Genomic DNA, 14,338 nt, shown 5'->3' with positions numbered 1-14,338 from the left:
GGCGGCCCAGCGAAAGCAGACACACACAGATGAAACGGTTCCCGTCGGCCGTGGCCCGGGGTGGTAAACGGTCGCGGCGGCGACTGGCCGCCCTCATCGGCTACTCCCTGATCCCGGGGCTGCTGACCCCCGTCGTCTTCGCCGCCCCGATCGCGGCGGCCGACGCCGCCGACCCACTCGGGCGGCTGAAACGCGCCGCCCCCGAGTCGGTCGATGTGAAGCCGTTCACCGAGCGGCCGACCAAGGAGACCAAGGAGCACGCCAGGATCTTCCGCGAGGTTGCCGAGGTCAAACGGAAGGAGATCGCCCGCGCCCGGGAGCACCAGGCGCGGAAGGTCACCTGGCCGGCGGGCGGAACCGCCACGGTCACCGTCCCGGCCAGCGGCACCGCGAAGGCCGCCCCGGGCTCCCTGCCGGTCACGGTCGCCCCGACCGGGAAGAAGGCCACGGCGGCCCGTTCACTCACCGTCGCGGTACTCGATCGGAGGAAAACCGCCGAACTCGGCGTCAAGGGCGTGGTGCTGACCGTCACCGCGCCCGCCAGCGCGCCGGGCACGGCCAGGCTCGGCATCGACTACCGCGCCTTCGCCGCCGCGTACGGCGGTGACTGGGCGGGCCGCCTCCGACTCCAGCGCCTGCCCGACTGCGCCCTGACCACCCCGACCGCCGCGGCGTGCCGGGCACGCACCCCACTGCCCACCACCCACCAGCGCGCGGCCGAGCGGCTGACCGCCGACCTCGCGTTCACGTCGAGCACCACCCGTACCGCCGCCGCCTCCACCACCGGCCGACCCATGGTGCTCGCACTGGCCGCGGGCCCCAATTCCGGCAGCGGTGACTTCAAGGCCACCCCGCTGTCGGCCTCGTCGACCTGGGAGGCGGGCGGCTCCTCCGGCACCTTCGGCTGGTCCTACCCGTTGGAGACCCCGGACCCGGCCGCCGGTCCGCAGCCCGATCTCACCGTGTCGTACGACTCCGGCGCGGTGGACGGCCGTACCGCCAACACCAACAACCAGGGCAGCCTGATCGGCGAGGGCTTCGACCTCACCTCGTCGTACATCGAGCGCAAGTACGGCACCTGTGACGACGACGGACAGACCGACAAGTTCGACCTCTGCTGGAAGTACGAGAACGCCTCACTCGTCCTCAACGGCAGGGCGACGGAACTGGTCAAGAACGACTCCGACGGCACCTGGCGGCTGAAGAACGACGACGCCTCCACCGTCACCCTCGCGACCGGCGCCGACAACCGGGACGACAACGGCGAGCACTGGATCGTCACCACCGGCGACGGCACCAAGTACACCTTCGGCAAGAACGTGCTCCCCGGCGCGCCCGCCGGCGACACCACCGACTCGGTGTGGACCGTGCCCGTCTTCGGCGACGACGCCGGAGAGCCGGGGTACGACCAGGGCACCACCTTCTCCGGCCGTGACCTCAAGCAGGCGTGGCGCTGGAACCTCGACCTGGTCGAGGACACCCGCGACAACGCCATGACGTACTGGTACACCGCCGAGACCAACTACTACGACACGCTCGGCAACGACAGCAACGGCACCTCCTACCACCGCGGCGGCCACCTCAACGAGATCCGCTACGGCCAGCGCGTGGGCGCCCTCTTCACCGGGGCACCAGCCGCCTCCCACAAGGTCGCCTTCTCCTACGCCGAGCGCTGTACGGTCGGTGACTGCGGCTCGCTCACCGAGGCGACCCGCAACAACTGGCCCGACGTGCCCTTCGACGCCGAGTGCAAGTCCGGCCAGAAGTGCACCGGCAACGCCGGCCCCTCCTTCTACACCCGCAAGCGGATGACGGGCGTCGCCACCCAGGCGTGGGACGCCGCAGCCACCACACCGGGCTACGCCTCCGTCGACTCCTGGGCCTTCACCCAGGTCTACCTCGATCCGGGCGACACCGGGGACAGTACCGACCAGTCGCTCTGGCTCGACCGCATCCAGCACACCGGCAAGCGTGGCACCGACATCAAGGCCAACCCGATCGTCTTCGGCCACCAGTCCATGCCGAACCGGGTCGACGGCCGGACCGACGACATCCTGCCGCTGACCAAGCCCCGACTGCGCACCATCGAGACGGAGACCGGCGGCCAGACCCGGATCGACTACAAGCCCGCCGACTGCTCGGCCACCGGTCCCAAGCCGAAGCTCGACGACAACAAGAGCAACTGCTTCCCGGTGTACTGGGCACCCGACGGCGGCAAGATCCCGATTCTGGACTGGTTCCAGAAGTACCCGGTCTCCTCGGTCCTCACCGGCGGCACCAACGGCGGTGTCGAGCTGATCGAGCACACCTACACCTATCCCGAGGGCGGCGCCTGGCGGTACAACGAGGACCCGTTCACCAAGGAGAAGGAGCGCACCTGGTCGCTCTGGCGCGGCTTCGGCGAGGTCGTCCACACCGTCGGCCGACCCGGCCGCACCCAGTCCAAGACCGTCACCGTGCATCTGCGCGGCATGAACGGCGACCGGAAGCTCGGCGCCGGCGGCAAGCCCGACCCCGAGGCCCGCAAGGCCGTCACGGTCACCGGGGTCAAGGCCGGGGCGATATCCGACAGTGAGCAGTACGCGGGCTTCGTCCGCGAGTCGGTGACCTACCACGGCGCCCGGGAGGTCCGGGGCACGATCAACGACCCGTGGTCCCTGCGGACGGCCGTCCAGAAGAAGTCGTACGCGGACACCGAGGCGTACTTCGTCCGCACCGGCGCCAGCCACTCCCGGGTCAGCGTCACCAGTTCCGGCACCGCCAAGGACCGGGTGCGCTCCACGGTCACGGCCTACGACGAGTACGGAATGCCCAAGACCGTCCTCGACCGGGGTGACAACGACAAGCTCGGCGACGAGACCTGCACCCGCACCTGGTACGCCCGGGGCAATGGCTTCACCAACCTGGTCTCCCGCACCAGGGTCGTCGGCAACATCGAACCCCCGGTGGCCGACCCCTGCGTCCTCACCAATGAGCAGCTCGATCTGCCCCTCGACTCCGCCGCCTCCGGTTCGGTGATCTCGGACACCGGGGTCCGGTACGACTCGACCTCACCCTGGAGCCTGTCCCAGGTGCCGACCAGGGGCGACGTCCGCTGGTCGGGCCGTGCCCAGGGCTACACCGCCGCATCCGGCGCCCCGGTCTGGCAGTCCACCGCCACCACCACCTACGACGCGCTCGGCCGGCCGCTGTCCGTCAAGGACAACCAGGACACCGTCACCGCGACCACGGTCTACACCCCGGCGACGACGGGCCCCCTGACCCAGACCCAGGTCACCAACGCCAAGGGCCACGCCTCGACCACCCTCTACGACTTCGCGTCGGGAGCGACGACCCAGGTCACCGACGCCAACCGGAAGGTCACCGCCAGCGAGTACGACAGCCTGGGCCGGATCCTGCGGGTCTGGCTGCCCAACCGCTCGAAGTCTCTCGGCCAGTTGCCCAATCACCTCTACAGCTATCACGTCTCGAACACCGCGAAGCCGTCCTGGATCGCCACCGGAGCCCTCACCAACCAGGGTGGCGGCCACATCACCACGTACCACCTGTACGACTCCCTGCTCCGCTCCCGGCAGACCCAGTCGCCCACGCCCGTCGGCGGCACGGTGATCGCCGAGACGCTCTACGACGAGCGTGGTCTCGCCGTCACCCAGAACTCCGACATCTGGAGCAGTACACGCACCCCGAGCGGCGAACTGGTCGCGACCGACGGCGGTCAGGCACCGCTCCAGGTCGACACGGTGTACGACGGCGCCGAGCGCCCCGTGAAGGCCGACACCAAGGTCAAGAACGTCACCAAGTGGAGCGTGGAGACCGCCCACCTCGGGGACACCGTTACCACCACTGCCCCTGTCGGGGGCCAGGCCGTCGCCGTCGTCAACGACGCGCGCGACCGGATGACCGAACGCCGGGAGTACGCGGGCCCGAATCCGACCGGCTCCGCCACCGCCACCCGGTACACCTACACCCGGGCGGGGAAGCAGGCGTCGGTACGGGGCCCGGACGGGGCCACCTGGTCCTTCGGCTATGACCTCTTCGGCCGTCAGACCCGGGCGACGGACCCCGACAAGGGCACCACGACCACCACGTACAACGACCTGGACCAGCCCGTCAGCGCCACCGACGCCCGCGCGACCACCCTGCACTCCGAGTACGACGTCCTCGGCCGCAAGACCGGTCTGTGGAACGGGTCCAGGACGGACGCCAACAAGCTGGCCGCCTGGACCTATGACAGCCTCGCCAAGGGGAAGACGGACACCGCCGTCCGCTATGTCGGTGGGGTGACCGGGCAGGCGTACACCCAGAAGGTCACCTCCTACAGCCCGCTCTACCAGGTCGTCGGCCGGCAACTGCAACTGCCCCCTGACGAACCGCTGGTCGAGGCGGGGGTGCCCGCCACGCTGGCCATGACGACCTACTACAACCTCGACGGCACAATCTCAGGGACCGACCACCCGGCCGTCGCGGGCCTGAAGTCCGAGGGTCTCAGCCACACCTACAACAGCTTCGGTCAGCACCTCTCCTCCAGCGGCACGACGGGATATCTCCAGTCGGCCCTCTACTCGCCCCTCGGTGAGCTGAACGAGCTCACGCTCGGCGTATCGAGCACGGGGAACAAGGCGTACCTCAGCTACGACTACGAAGCCGGCACCGGCCGCCTCAAGCGCTCCACCGTCTCGGACGACGTCCACAGCTACCTGCCGCAGGAACTGCTCTACACGCAGGACCCGGCCGGAAACGTCACCTCGATCTTCGACACGGCGACCCAGGGCGCCACGGCCAAGCCGGACTACCAGTGCTTCGGCTATGACGGCCACCGCCGACTGACCGACCTGTGGACCCCGAAGACCCCCGACTGCACCACCCCGGTCGCCGACGCGGTCATCGACGGGCCGGCGCCGTACCGGACCCGCTACACCCACAACGCGGCGGGACAGCGGGCCAGCCAAACCAACTACCGGACCACCTCGCCCTCCACCACCACCTACACCTACGGCCCCGCCGCCGATCAGCCCCACACGCTGCTGAAGGCGGACGTCGACAGCACCGGTGCCACCCGCACCTACGCCTACGACGCGGCGGGCAACACCACCAGCCGCCCGGGCCCCCAGGACCAGCAGACCCTGACCTGGAACCCCGAGGGACGGCTCGCCACCCTCAAGGAACCCGCGTCCGGCACCAAGCCCGCCAAGGGCACCGGCTACCTCTACGACGCCTCCGGCGAATTGCTGATCCGGCGCGCCACCACGGCCGACGGCGAAACCGTCCTCCATCTGGGCGCCGACGAGGTCCGGCTGACGGTCAAGGGCACCACCAAAACCCTCACCGGCACCCGCTACTACAGTGCGGCGGGCAAGACGATCGCGGTCCGCACCGGCAAGGCGGGCTCCACCGAGACGGAGCTGACCTTCCTCGCGGGCGACCACCACGGCACCTCGACCCTCGCTCTGGACTCGGTGACCTACGCGGTCACCAAGCGCCATCTGACCCCCTTCGGCGCCCCGCGCGGCAGCACCCCCGCCAACTGGCCCGACGACAAGGGCTTCCTCGGCAAGACAGCCGACACCACGACGGGCCTGACCCATGTCTCGGCCCGCGAGTACGACCCGGCCCTGGGCCAGTTCATCAGCGTCGACCCCCTCCTGGAGACCGACCGGCACCAGAGCCTCAACGGCTACGCGTACGGCCACAACAGCCCGGTCACCAACTCCGACCCCAGCGGCCTGGGCGTTCCCGAGTGCCACTCGGGCGTCTTCGACAAGTGCAACAACGGCACCCCGACGAAGAACTCGGGATACCACCCGGAGCGGGACCCGCAGGGCTGCGTCAGGAACTGCGGTGGCAGCGGCGGCGGGGGCGGTGGCGGCTCAGCCACCCAGAAATGGGGCTGGACCGACGAGTCCCACGGCTTCGACTACAACGGCGACGGGTTCGTCTCCCTGCTGCCGACGGTGGATGTCTCGGTCAAGTGGCGGAAGCTGCCGCAGATCGCGGACGCCTACGCGGCGCGGCTCGGAGATCTCTGCAACAACAAGGACTACCTGGCCTGCTACGCCTACCACGCGGACAAGCCGGTCATGCGCCAGACGGCCGGATCGGTCCTGCACGCCGCGTGCAGGGACGTCACCCGCACCGCCTGCCCCGGCGGCTACAAGATCGGCGCGGCGATCGCCGCCGCCATGCTCATGTCCTTCGAATCGGGTGGCGGGCTCGTCCAGGGCGTCGGCCGAGGACCGGGTAAGGGCCTGAAGAACGGGGGCGGCTGCAAGTGCTTCCTCCCGGGCACGGACGTCCTGATGGCGGACGGCCGCACCAAGGACATCGAGGACGTCAAACTCGGTGACATGGTCCTGGCGACCGACCCGGAGACGGGCGAGTCAGGCCCCCGTGAGGTCACCCACCTGATCGTCACGGACGAGGACCGGCACTTCAACGAGCTGACGATCGAGACGCGCGACGGCCCGGAGAAACTGACCGCGACGCATGAACACCCCTTCTGGTCCCCATCGGCCGACCGCTGGGTGGAGGCCAAGGACCTGACGACCGGCATGACCCTCCGCACGGACGAGGGGTCGACGCTGGAGGTTACGGGGAACCGGCCGTATGCGGAGAAGACGCGGACGTACAACCTGACGGTTGATGATCTGCACACGTATTATGTGCTGGCGGGTGACACGCCGGTCCTCGTTCACAACAGCGAATGCCCGCGGACTCCGACTGGCGGGCGGGGAACGAATTTCAGGAACCTTTCACCGAATAAGCCTGCAACGATCAACGGTCGCGAGTTTTCTGGGCACGCGCTTGATCGAATGCAGGAGCGCGGCATCATGCCTTCCGTGGTTGAAAACACAATCAGCGTCGGCGAAAGGTCGCCGGGAAAGAATGCGGGGACCAGCGCCTACTACGAATCAGGAAACAATGTGACCGTGGTTGTGGACACCGCATCCGGGCGGGTTGTCACAGCCAGTTCTGGAAGGATTAAGCAGTGACTGGGGATTCCGAGACTCAAGAATGGCTGCGTGACGGCGCGCGTCAGTCAATTGAGAAGTATCAGTCGGGAGGTATCACACTCCGTAAGCTGATCGATGATCTCGATGCGATCTGGTCCAACCTCACGCAATCCGCATGGAGTGAGAGCCTCCGCTCGCAATGGTGGGTCCTGGAGGAAATCTATGCTGTTGCTCTAGACCAGGGCGATCTAGAGAAGCTACCTCGCGAGGATCAGCAAGCCATTGAGGGTGCACTCGATGAGATGGTTCAGTTGTTGAGCTGATGGTGAGGGTGATGCCGTTCCAGTATCACCCTCACACCACGCATGACGGCTGCACCGAACGGCATTCTCGATGATTGGCCCGAACGGCTCTGCTGCCCGAAGCCACATCTATTGCACCGGGCAGCAGTAGCAAATACGAGCCCCCGTCAGGTGCGTCCTGGCGGGGCTTTTGCTCGGGGTGACGGCACGTCAGCGAAATAGGTCGGCTCAGGGTGGCAGTTCGCAGCCGTCGTCGGGCCGGCTGGTGGTATCGGAAGCAGCGTCAGAACCACCTGCGCCGCCGACTACCCCAGAAAACTCAACCTGACCCGCCGCCTCACATTGTCCACATTCGTGTCGACCAGGCAGACCGACTGCCAGGTCCCCAGCTCCAGCCGCCCCCCGATCACCGGCAGCGTCGCGTGCGGCGGCACCAGTGCCGGCAGTACGTGGTCGCGGCCGTGGCCGGGGCTGCCGTGGCGGTGCTGCCAGCGGTCGTCGGCCGGGAGCAGGGTGTGCAGGGCCGTGAGGAGGTCGTCGTCGCTGCCCGCGCCCGTCTCGATGACGGCGATGCCGGCCGTGGCATGGGGCACGAAGACATGGAGCAGTCCGTCGCGGCCGGCCGCTCTCTCCTGGAGGAAGCGCTCACAGGCACGGGTCAGATCGGTCACCGTCTCGGCCGGGCCGGTGGTGATGTCGAGCATCGTGGTGGTGAAGGGTCCGGGCATGGGGCCATCCTCTCCCCTCCGGGGCGGTCTCCGCCGTACCGCTGGCGATGTCGGCCGATCCCCGTGCCTGGCGGTGGGAAGATCCACGGCATCCGACCGGTTAGTAGAAACGTGAACAACTTCGGGGTACGGGACGTGGACGTGGTCGTCATCGGTGCCGGGCAGGCGGGACTGTCCGGCGCGCACCATCTGCGGCGGGTCGGGCTGGTCCCCGACCGTGACTTCGTGGTGTTCGACCACGCCCCGCGCCCCGGGGGCGCCTGGCAGTTCCGCTGGCCGTCCCTGACCTACGGCAAGGTGCACGGAATGCACGCACTGCCGGGCATGGAGCTGACCGGCGCCGACGGGACCCGGCCCTCGTCGGAGGTGATCGGTGAGTACTTCGCCGCCTATGAGGACCGCTTCGACCTGCGGGTCCACCGCCCGGTCGCGGTATCCGCCGTACGCGCCGGAGTGGGCGGAAGGCTGCTGGTCGAGACCTCGGAGGGGAGTTGGTCGGCCCGCGCCCTGATCAACGCCACGGGCACCTGGGACCGCCCGTTCTGGCCCCGCTACAGCGGACAGGAGACCTTCCGGGGGCGGCAGTTGCACACCGCCGACTACCCCGGGCCGGAGGAGTTCGCCGACCAGCGGGTGATCGTCGTCGGGGGCGGTGCCTCCGGGACCCAGCATCTGATGGAGATCGCCGAGCACGCGGCGGAGACGTTCTGGGTGACCCGGCGACCGCCCGTCTTCGTCGAGGGGCCCTTCGACGAGAACCTCGGCCGGGAGGCCGTCGCCCGGGTCGAGGACCGGGTGCGCCGCGGGCTGCCGCCGGAGAGCGTGGTCTCGGTGACGGGGTTGCCGTTGAACGACGCGGTGCGGCGGGCCCGCGAGCGCGGCATCCTCGACCGGCTGCCGATGTTCGACCGGATCACCCCCGGCGGCGTCGCCTGGGACGACGGCCGCACGGTGGCGGCGGACGTGATCCTCTGGGCCACCGGTTTCCGGGCGGCGATCGACCACCTCGCGCCGCTGGGGCTGCGCGAGCCGGGCGGTGGCATCCGGATGGAGGGCACCGCGGCGGCCAGGGACGAGCGGATCCATCTGGTGGGGTACGGCCCGTCCGCGTCGACCATCGGGGCGAACCGGGCCGGGCGGGCCGCCGTCCGGGGAATCCAGCGGCTGCTGCGACGCGAGCCGGCGACCGGAGTCAGCGTGCCCGCGCCCGCCGCGCGTTGAACTCCGCCACATGGCGCTGGTGCTCCGGGTAGTCCACGCTGAACCGGGTGTCCCCCGGGGCCACCGTGACGAAGTAGAGCCACTCCCCCGGCGGCGGATCGAGTGCCGCGCGCACCGCCGCCTCGCCCGGGTTGTCGATGGGGGTCGGCGGCAACCCCCGGCGCGCGTAACTGTTGTACGGGCCGGCGATCCTGGTGTCCGCGATCGTGGTGTCGAGCGTGCTGCGGTTCAGCGCGTAGTTCAGCGTCGAGTCCATCTGGAGCGGCATTCCGCGCGCGAGCCGGTTGTAGACGACCCGGGCCACCTTCCCCATGTCCCGCGCGGTGTCGGCCTCGGCCTGCGCCACGCTGGCGATGGTCACGGTCCGGTAGTCCGTCGCCGCGCCGCGCCGCGCGCCCGGTGTCCCCCGGTCGCCGCCGAAGCGTTCGTGGGCGGTGCCGACCATGTAGCGCAGCAGCCCGTGCGGGGTGGTGCCGGAGTCGATCGGGTACGTCGCCGGGAAGAGGTAGCCCTCCGGATTGCCCCGGGCCGCCGCGGGCAACCGCAGCTCCGCCGTGGCCACGGCCCGGCGGGTGGTGCCCGGCCGCTCACCGAGGGCCGCGTCGACGGCCGCGTACACCTGCGCGGCCCGCCAGCCCTCGGGGATCACCAGGGCTCCCGTCCGCTCCCCGGCCAGCCCCAGCAGTCTCTCCGCGGCGTCCCGGAACGGCGGTGACATAAGTACGGTGCCGGCCGCGACGGCGAGCGCCCCCATGAGCGCCCCGACGATATGAACCAGTCGGCGGCGGCCACCGGACCGGGGCCGACGCCCGTGCGACGAGGGTGTGTTCCTCATACGGGCACGCTAACCGCCGCACCGGCCGAACCCGGTCAGGACGCGGCCGATGCGGCGGAACGGCCCGGGGAGGGCGCCGATGTGGTCAGGACGCGACCGGGACGGGCACCTTGCCGTCCCCGCGCAGCAGCGCGGCGTACCGGCCGTCCCGTGCGAGCAGTTCCTCGTGCGTTCCGCGTTCGGCTATGCGCCCGGCCTCCAGGACGACGATGTCGTCGGCGTCCCGTACGGTCGAGAGGCGGTGGGCGATGGTGATGGTCGTCCGGCCCGCCGAGAGCGCGTCGACGGCCTGCTGCACGGCCTGTTCCGTACGGGTGTCCAGCGCGCTGGTCGCCTCGTCGAGGATGAGTACGGGCGGATCGCGCAGGATGGTCCGCGCGATGGCGAGGCGCTGTTTCTCGCCCCCGGAGAAGCGGTACCCACGCTCGCCGACGAGGGTGTCGTACCCGTCCGGCAGCGACGCTATGTGGTCGTGGATCTGCGCGGCCCGGGCGGCGGCCTCCATCTCCGCGTCGGTGGCGTCCGGTTTGGCGAAGCGCAGATTGTCCGCGACGGAGGCGTGGAAGAGGTACGTCTCCTGGGAGACGACGCCCACCGCGCGGGCCAGGGTGTCGAAGCCGAGGTCGCGCACGTCGACCCCGTCGAGCGTGACCCGGCCTCCGGTGACGTCGTACAGCCGGGGTACGAGATGGCTGAGGGTGGACTTGCCGGAGCCGGTGGCTCCGACGACGGCGAGGCTGCCGCCCGGCGGGACGGTGATGTCGATGCCGTCGAGGGTGGGCCGGGACTGCCGGGGCTCGTAGGCGAAGTCGACGGCGTCGAACCGGACCTCGCCGCGGATCTTCGCGAGCCGGACCGGTTCATCGGGCTCGGTGATGTCCACGGGCAGATCGAGGTACTCGAAGATCCGCTGGAAGAGGGCGACCGAGGTCTGCATGTCCACGCCCGTGGAGAGCAGGCTCACCACCGGTCGGAACAGGCCCTGCTGGAGCGAGACGAAGGCGACCAGGGTGCCGATCGAGATGGTCGGCCCGCCGCCCTGTAGCGCGAGGCCGGCGGCCCAGTAGATGAGGGCCGGCATGGCGGCCATCACGATCCCGATGGTCGACATCCGCCACCGGCCGGCCATGCTGGAGCGCACTTCCAGGTCGACGAGACGCTCCGACTCCTTCGCGAAGGAGTCGGTCAGTGAGTCGGCCCGGCCCATGGTGCGGCCGAGCAGGATGCCGCTGACGGAGAGTGATTCGGTGACGGTCGCGGCCATCGCGGCCATCTGCTTCTGCCGCTGGGTGGTGATCCTCTTGCGCTCGCGGCCGACCCGCCGGCTGATCCAGACGAAGAGCGGGAGCAGCAGCAGCGACACGACGGTGAGCCGCCAGTCGAGCGCGAGCATCGCGACGACGGTGGCGATCACGGCGGTGAGGTTGGAGACCAGGGAGGTCGCGGTGGAGGTGACGGTCGCCTGCATGCCGCCGATGTCATTGGCGATGCGCGACTGGACCTCTCCGGTGCGGGTCCTGGTGAAGAAGGCGAGCGGCATCCGCTGCAACCGGGAGTAGACCGCGGTGCGCAGATCGTGCATGACCCGCTGGCCGACGGTGGTGGAGATCAGCGTCTGGAGCACGCCGAAGACGCTGTTCATCACGGCGGTGGCGATCATGCCGAGCGCGAGCAGGGCGAGCAGTCCGGTGCGGCCCTGCGGGATCGCAGTGTCGAGGATCTCGCGCAACAGGAACGGCGAGGCGACGGAGACGACGGACGCCGCGCCGACGAGCAGACCGACGACGGCGAGCCGGCCGCGGTAGGGGCGGAAGAGCCGGAGGATGCGCCGCACCTGCGCGGGCGGCTGCTCCGGCGCACGGGCCGGGGGTGTCCATGGGGTCGGTTCGGGGTGCATGGGCTCCTTCGGGGCGCTGAGGGCTCAGGGGCGCCGGGTGGCATGAGCCGTGGGACATCCGGCCCGGCGGCGGGCGGGTGTGAGGCGTGGGCCCGGGCCGGGTGAACGAGGTGCGGGTGGAGAGCTATGGGTAGAGCTTTTGAGAGCCTAGCTCACTGTTACCTATACTCACAATGAACAAGGTCCTGATATTGTTCCCGTATGACCACACCCGACGCCGACGGCCTGCTGGCCGAACAGCTCCTGCGACTGAGCCGACGGCTCCACCGCAGTCAGAAGCGCCAGCTCGAATCGGCCGATGTCGCGATCACTCCCGCGCAGTCTCGTCTGCTGCGCACCCTCGCGCACTACGACGAGGCGCCCCGGATGGCCGACCTCGCCGCCCGGCTGGAGGTGGTCCCCCGGGCCGTGACCAGCCTGGTGGACGGCCTTGAGGCGAGCGGCCGGGTCCGCCGGGCCCCCGATCCGGCCAATCGCCGGGTGATCCGCATCGAGCTGACCGACACGGGCCGGGCCACGCTCAGGACGCTGCGCGACGCACGCCGGGCCGCCGCCGAGGACATCCTGGCCCCGCTCACCGCCGAGGAGCGTGAGCTGTTCGGGGGGCTGCTCACCACCCTGGTCGACGGGCCGGCACAGGACTGCTGACCGCGACCGGCTCCCCACGGACCGTCCGCGCCACCCTCCCCGCGCGCTCTCCGCGAAGAGTCCATGAAGTCGCACTCAGGAGTCCAAACGCCGCCCTTGCGCACCAGCCGCCCCACCGGCCAGGGTCCTTGCCGAGGTTCATGACCAGCCGCGCACCATCAGCTTTCGTGGAGGCTCGATGAACGACGCAGCAATACCGGACCATGACGGCGGCACGACGAACGACGGCTCCCCGAGCCGTCGTTCTGTTCTGTGGACCACGGCGGGAGTCGCCGGCGCCGGGCTCGGACTCGGCGCACTCGGTACCGGGACGGCCGCGGCGGCCGACAGTGCCGCCACCCCCGACCAGGCGGCGGCACCGGCCCGCAAGGGCCGCACGATGGTCGGCGTGCCCTTCGAGCGCCGTGACACCGTACGCATCGGCATCATCGGCCTCGGCAACCGTGGCGCCGGAATGCTCGATCTCTTCCTCGCCCTGGACGGGGTCCGGGTGGTCGCCCTGTGCGACCCGGTCCGGGCGAAGGCCGAACGGGCCGCCGCCAAGGTCGTGGCGGCCGGCCGACCTGCGCCGGCCCTCTACGCCAACGGAGACGACGACTACGAGAACCTCTGTGGGCGCGGCGACATCGACCTCGTCTATGTGGCCACGCCCTGGGAGACCCACTTCGAGATGGCGAAGGCCGCCATGCTGGGCGGCAAGCACGTCGGCGTCGAGTGCCCGATCGCCATGCGCCTCAGCGAGCTGTGGGCGCTCGTCGACCTCTCCGAGCGCACCCGGCGCCACTGTATGCAGTTGGAGAACTGCTGTTACGGCAGGAACGAGATGCGGGTGCTGCGGATGGCGCACGCCGGCACCTTCGGCGAGCTGCTGCACGGAGCCGGCGCGTACAACCATGATCTGCGCGAGCTGATGTTCGACCCCGACTACTACGAAGGCCCCTGGCGGCGGCTCTGGCACACCCGGCTGCGCGGTGACCTCTACCCCAACCACGGCTTCGGCCCGGTCGCCAACTACATGGACGTCAACCGCGGCGACCGGGTGGTGTCCATCTCCAGCTTCGGCACCCCCGCGCTCGGCCTCGCCGAGTACCGCGAGGCCCACCTGCCCCCGGGCGACCCGAGCTGGAAGGAGTCGTACATCGGGAGCGACCGGACGATCAGCATGATCCGTACCGCGAAGGGCCGGGTCATCCGCCTGGAGCACGATGTGTCCACCCCGCACCCGTACAGCCGGATCAACAGCCTCGGTGGCACCAAGGGCGTCTTCGAGGACTATCCGGCGCGGATCTACGTCGAGCCGGACCACACCGACCACCGGTGGGGCGACTTCTCGAAGTACGCCGACTGGGACCACTGGCTCTGGAAGGAGCACAGCAACCCGCCCGGCGGCCACGGCGGCATGGACTACATCATGCTGTACCGGCTGATCCAGTGCGTCAGGCTGGGCCTGGTGCCGGACTTCGACGTGTACGACGCCGCCACCTGGACGGCGCCGGTGCCGCTCAGCCACGCGTCGATCCGCGCGCAGGGCGCGCCCCAGCAGATCCCCGACTTCACGCGCGGCGAGTGGCGCCGGGCCCGCCCGGGGGTGGACTCCGCCAAGCCCGCGGGATGACGGTCGGCCCGGGGGCCGGTGGCGTCCCGGCCCGGGCCCCCGGGCGCTCCCCGGCAGGTCCCGGTCTGGCGGGATCCGCCCGATCACAAGGGAAAATCGTTTGCGGAAGCAGACCGTCGAGGGCGAACCTTGCACGGTTTGC

Annotated in this window: 8 protein-coding genes; 5 read left to right on the top strand and 3 right to left on the bottom strand. The window is 70.0% G+C overall.

Annotated elements, in window-relative coordinates; genetic code table 11:
- The first annotated feature begins 29 nt into the window (after window positions 1-29).
- Both ACH4S7_RS29640 and ACH4S7_RS29635 read left to right on the top strand, forming a co-directional pair.
- Complete coding sequence (locus ACH4S7_RS29640) at window positions 30-6,989, top strand: polymorphic toxin-type HINT domain-containing protein (RefSeq protein ID WP_398524406.1); 6,960 nt, start codon at window positions 30-32, stop codon at window positions 6,987-6,989.
- Window positions 6,986-7,273 (top strand): hypothetical protein, encoded by a 288-nt coding sequence (locus ACH4S7_RS29635; RefSeq protein WP_398524405.1) that lies wholly within the window; start codon window positions 6,986-6,988, stop codon window positions 7,271-7,273. Before ACH4S7_RS29640 ends, ACH4S7_RS29635 begins: the two co-directional genes overlap by 4 nt.
- A gap of 284 nt (window positions 7,274-7,557) precedes the next feature.
- On the opposite strand, the gene ACH4S7_RS29630 is transcribed toward ACH4S7_RS29635, so the two are convergent.
- Entirely contained in the window at window positions 7,558-7,980 is a 423-nt protein-coding gene (locus ACH4S7_RS29630; protein ID WP_398524404.1) for a secondary thiamine-phosphate synthase enzyme YjbQ, read from the bottom strand.
- Between the two features lie 111 nt (window positions 7,981-8,091).
- Between ACH4S7_RS29630 and ACH4S7_RS29625 the strand changes: the two genes are divergently transcribed.
- The gene (locus tag ACH4S7_RS29625; RefSeq protein ID WP_398524403.1) at window positions 8,092-9,201 is read left to right on the top strand and encodes an NAD(P)-binding domain-containing protein; all 1,110 of its coding nucleotides are present in this window, start codon (window positions 8,092-8,094) and stop codon (window positions 9,199-9,201) included.
- Here ACH4S7_RS29625 and mltG read toward each other — a convergent pair.
- Entirely contained in the window at window positions 9,173-10,036 is an 864-nt protein-coding gene (gene mltG, locus ACH4S7_RS29620) for an endolytic transglycosylase MltG (protein WP_398524402.1), read from the bottom strand. The two genes, ACH4S7_RS29625 and mltG, sit on opposite strands and share 29 nt — an antisense overlap.
- Before the next feature lie 85 nt (window positions 10,037-10,121).
- Window positions 10,122-11,933 (bottom strand): ABC transporter ATP-binding protein, encoded by a 1,812-nt coding sequence (locus ACH4S7_RS29615; protein ID WP_398524401.1) that lies wholly within the window; start codon window positions 11,931-11,933, stop codon window positions 10,122-10,124.
- 201 nt (window positions 11,934-12,134) lie between these two features.
- On the opposite strand from ACH4S7_RS29615, the gene ACH4S7_RS29610 reads away from it, so the two are divergent.
- Window positions 12,135-12,581: a MarR family winged helix-turn-helix transcriptional regulator gene (locus tag ACH4S7_RS29610; RefSeq protein WP_398524400.1), complete on the top strand. Its 447-nt coding sequence runs from the start codon at window positions 12,135-12,137 to the stop codon at window positions 12,579-12,581.
- Window positions 12,582-12,759: 178 nt separating this feature from the next.
- Window positions 12,760-14,196, top strand: coding sequence for a Gfo/Idh/MocA family protein (locus tag ACH4S7_RS29605; RefSeq protein WP_398524399.1), 1,437 nt, complete (start codon window positions 12,760-12,762; stop codon window positions 14,194-14,196).
- Window positions 14,197-14,338: the final 142 nt, after the last annotated feature.

The organism is Streptomyces sp. NPDC020965, assembly GCF_044333555.1.
Lineage (GTDB): Bacteria > Actinomycetota > Actinomycetes > Streptomycetales > Streptomycetaceae > Streptomyces.
This window is presented reverse-complemented; position numbering and strand designations above follow the sequence as displayed.

What these genes read in the sequence shown, in the direction of transcription:
- ACH4S7_RS29630 (WP_398524404.1), bottom strand. Translation starts at nt 7,980, where the DNA reads ATGCCCGGACCCTTCACCACCACGATGCTCGACATCACCACCGGCCCG.
- ACH4S7_RS29605 (WP_398524399.1), top strand. Translation starts at nt 12,760, where the DNA reads ATGAACGACGCAGCAATACCGGACCATGACGGCGGCACGACGAACGAC.
- ACH4S7_RS29640 (WP_398524406.1), top strand. Translation starts at nt 30, where the DNA reads ATGAAACGGTTCCCGTCGGCCGTGGCCCGGGGTGGTAAACGGTCGCGG.
- mltG (WP_398524402.1), bottom strand. Translation starts at nt 10,036, where the DNA reads ATGAGGAACACACCCTCGTCGCACGGGCGTCGGCCCCGGTCCGGTGGC.
- ACH4S7_RS29615 (WP_398524401.1), bottom strand. Translation starts at nt 11,933, where the DNA reads ATGCACCCCGAACCGACCCCATGGACACCCCCGGCCCGTGCGCCGGAG.
- ACH4S7_RS29610 (WP_398524400.1), top strand. Translation starts at nt 12,135, where the DNA reads ATGACCACACCCGACGCCGACGGCCTGCTGGCCGAACAGCTCCTGCGA.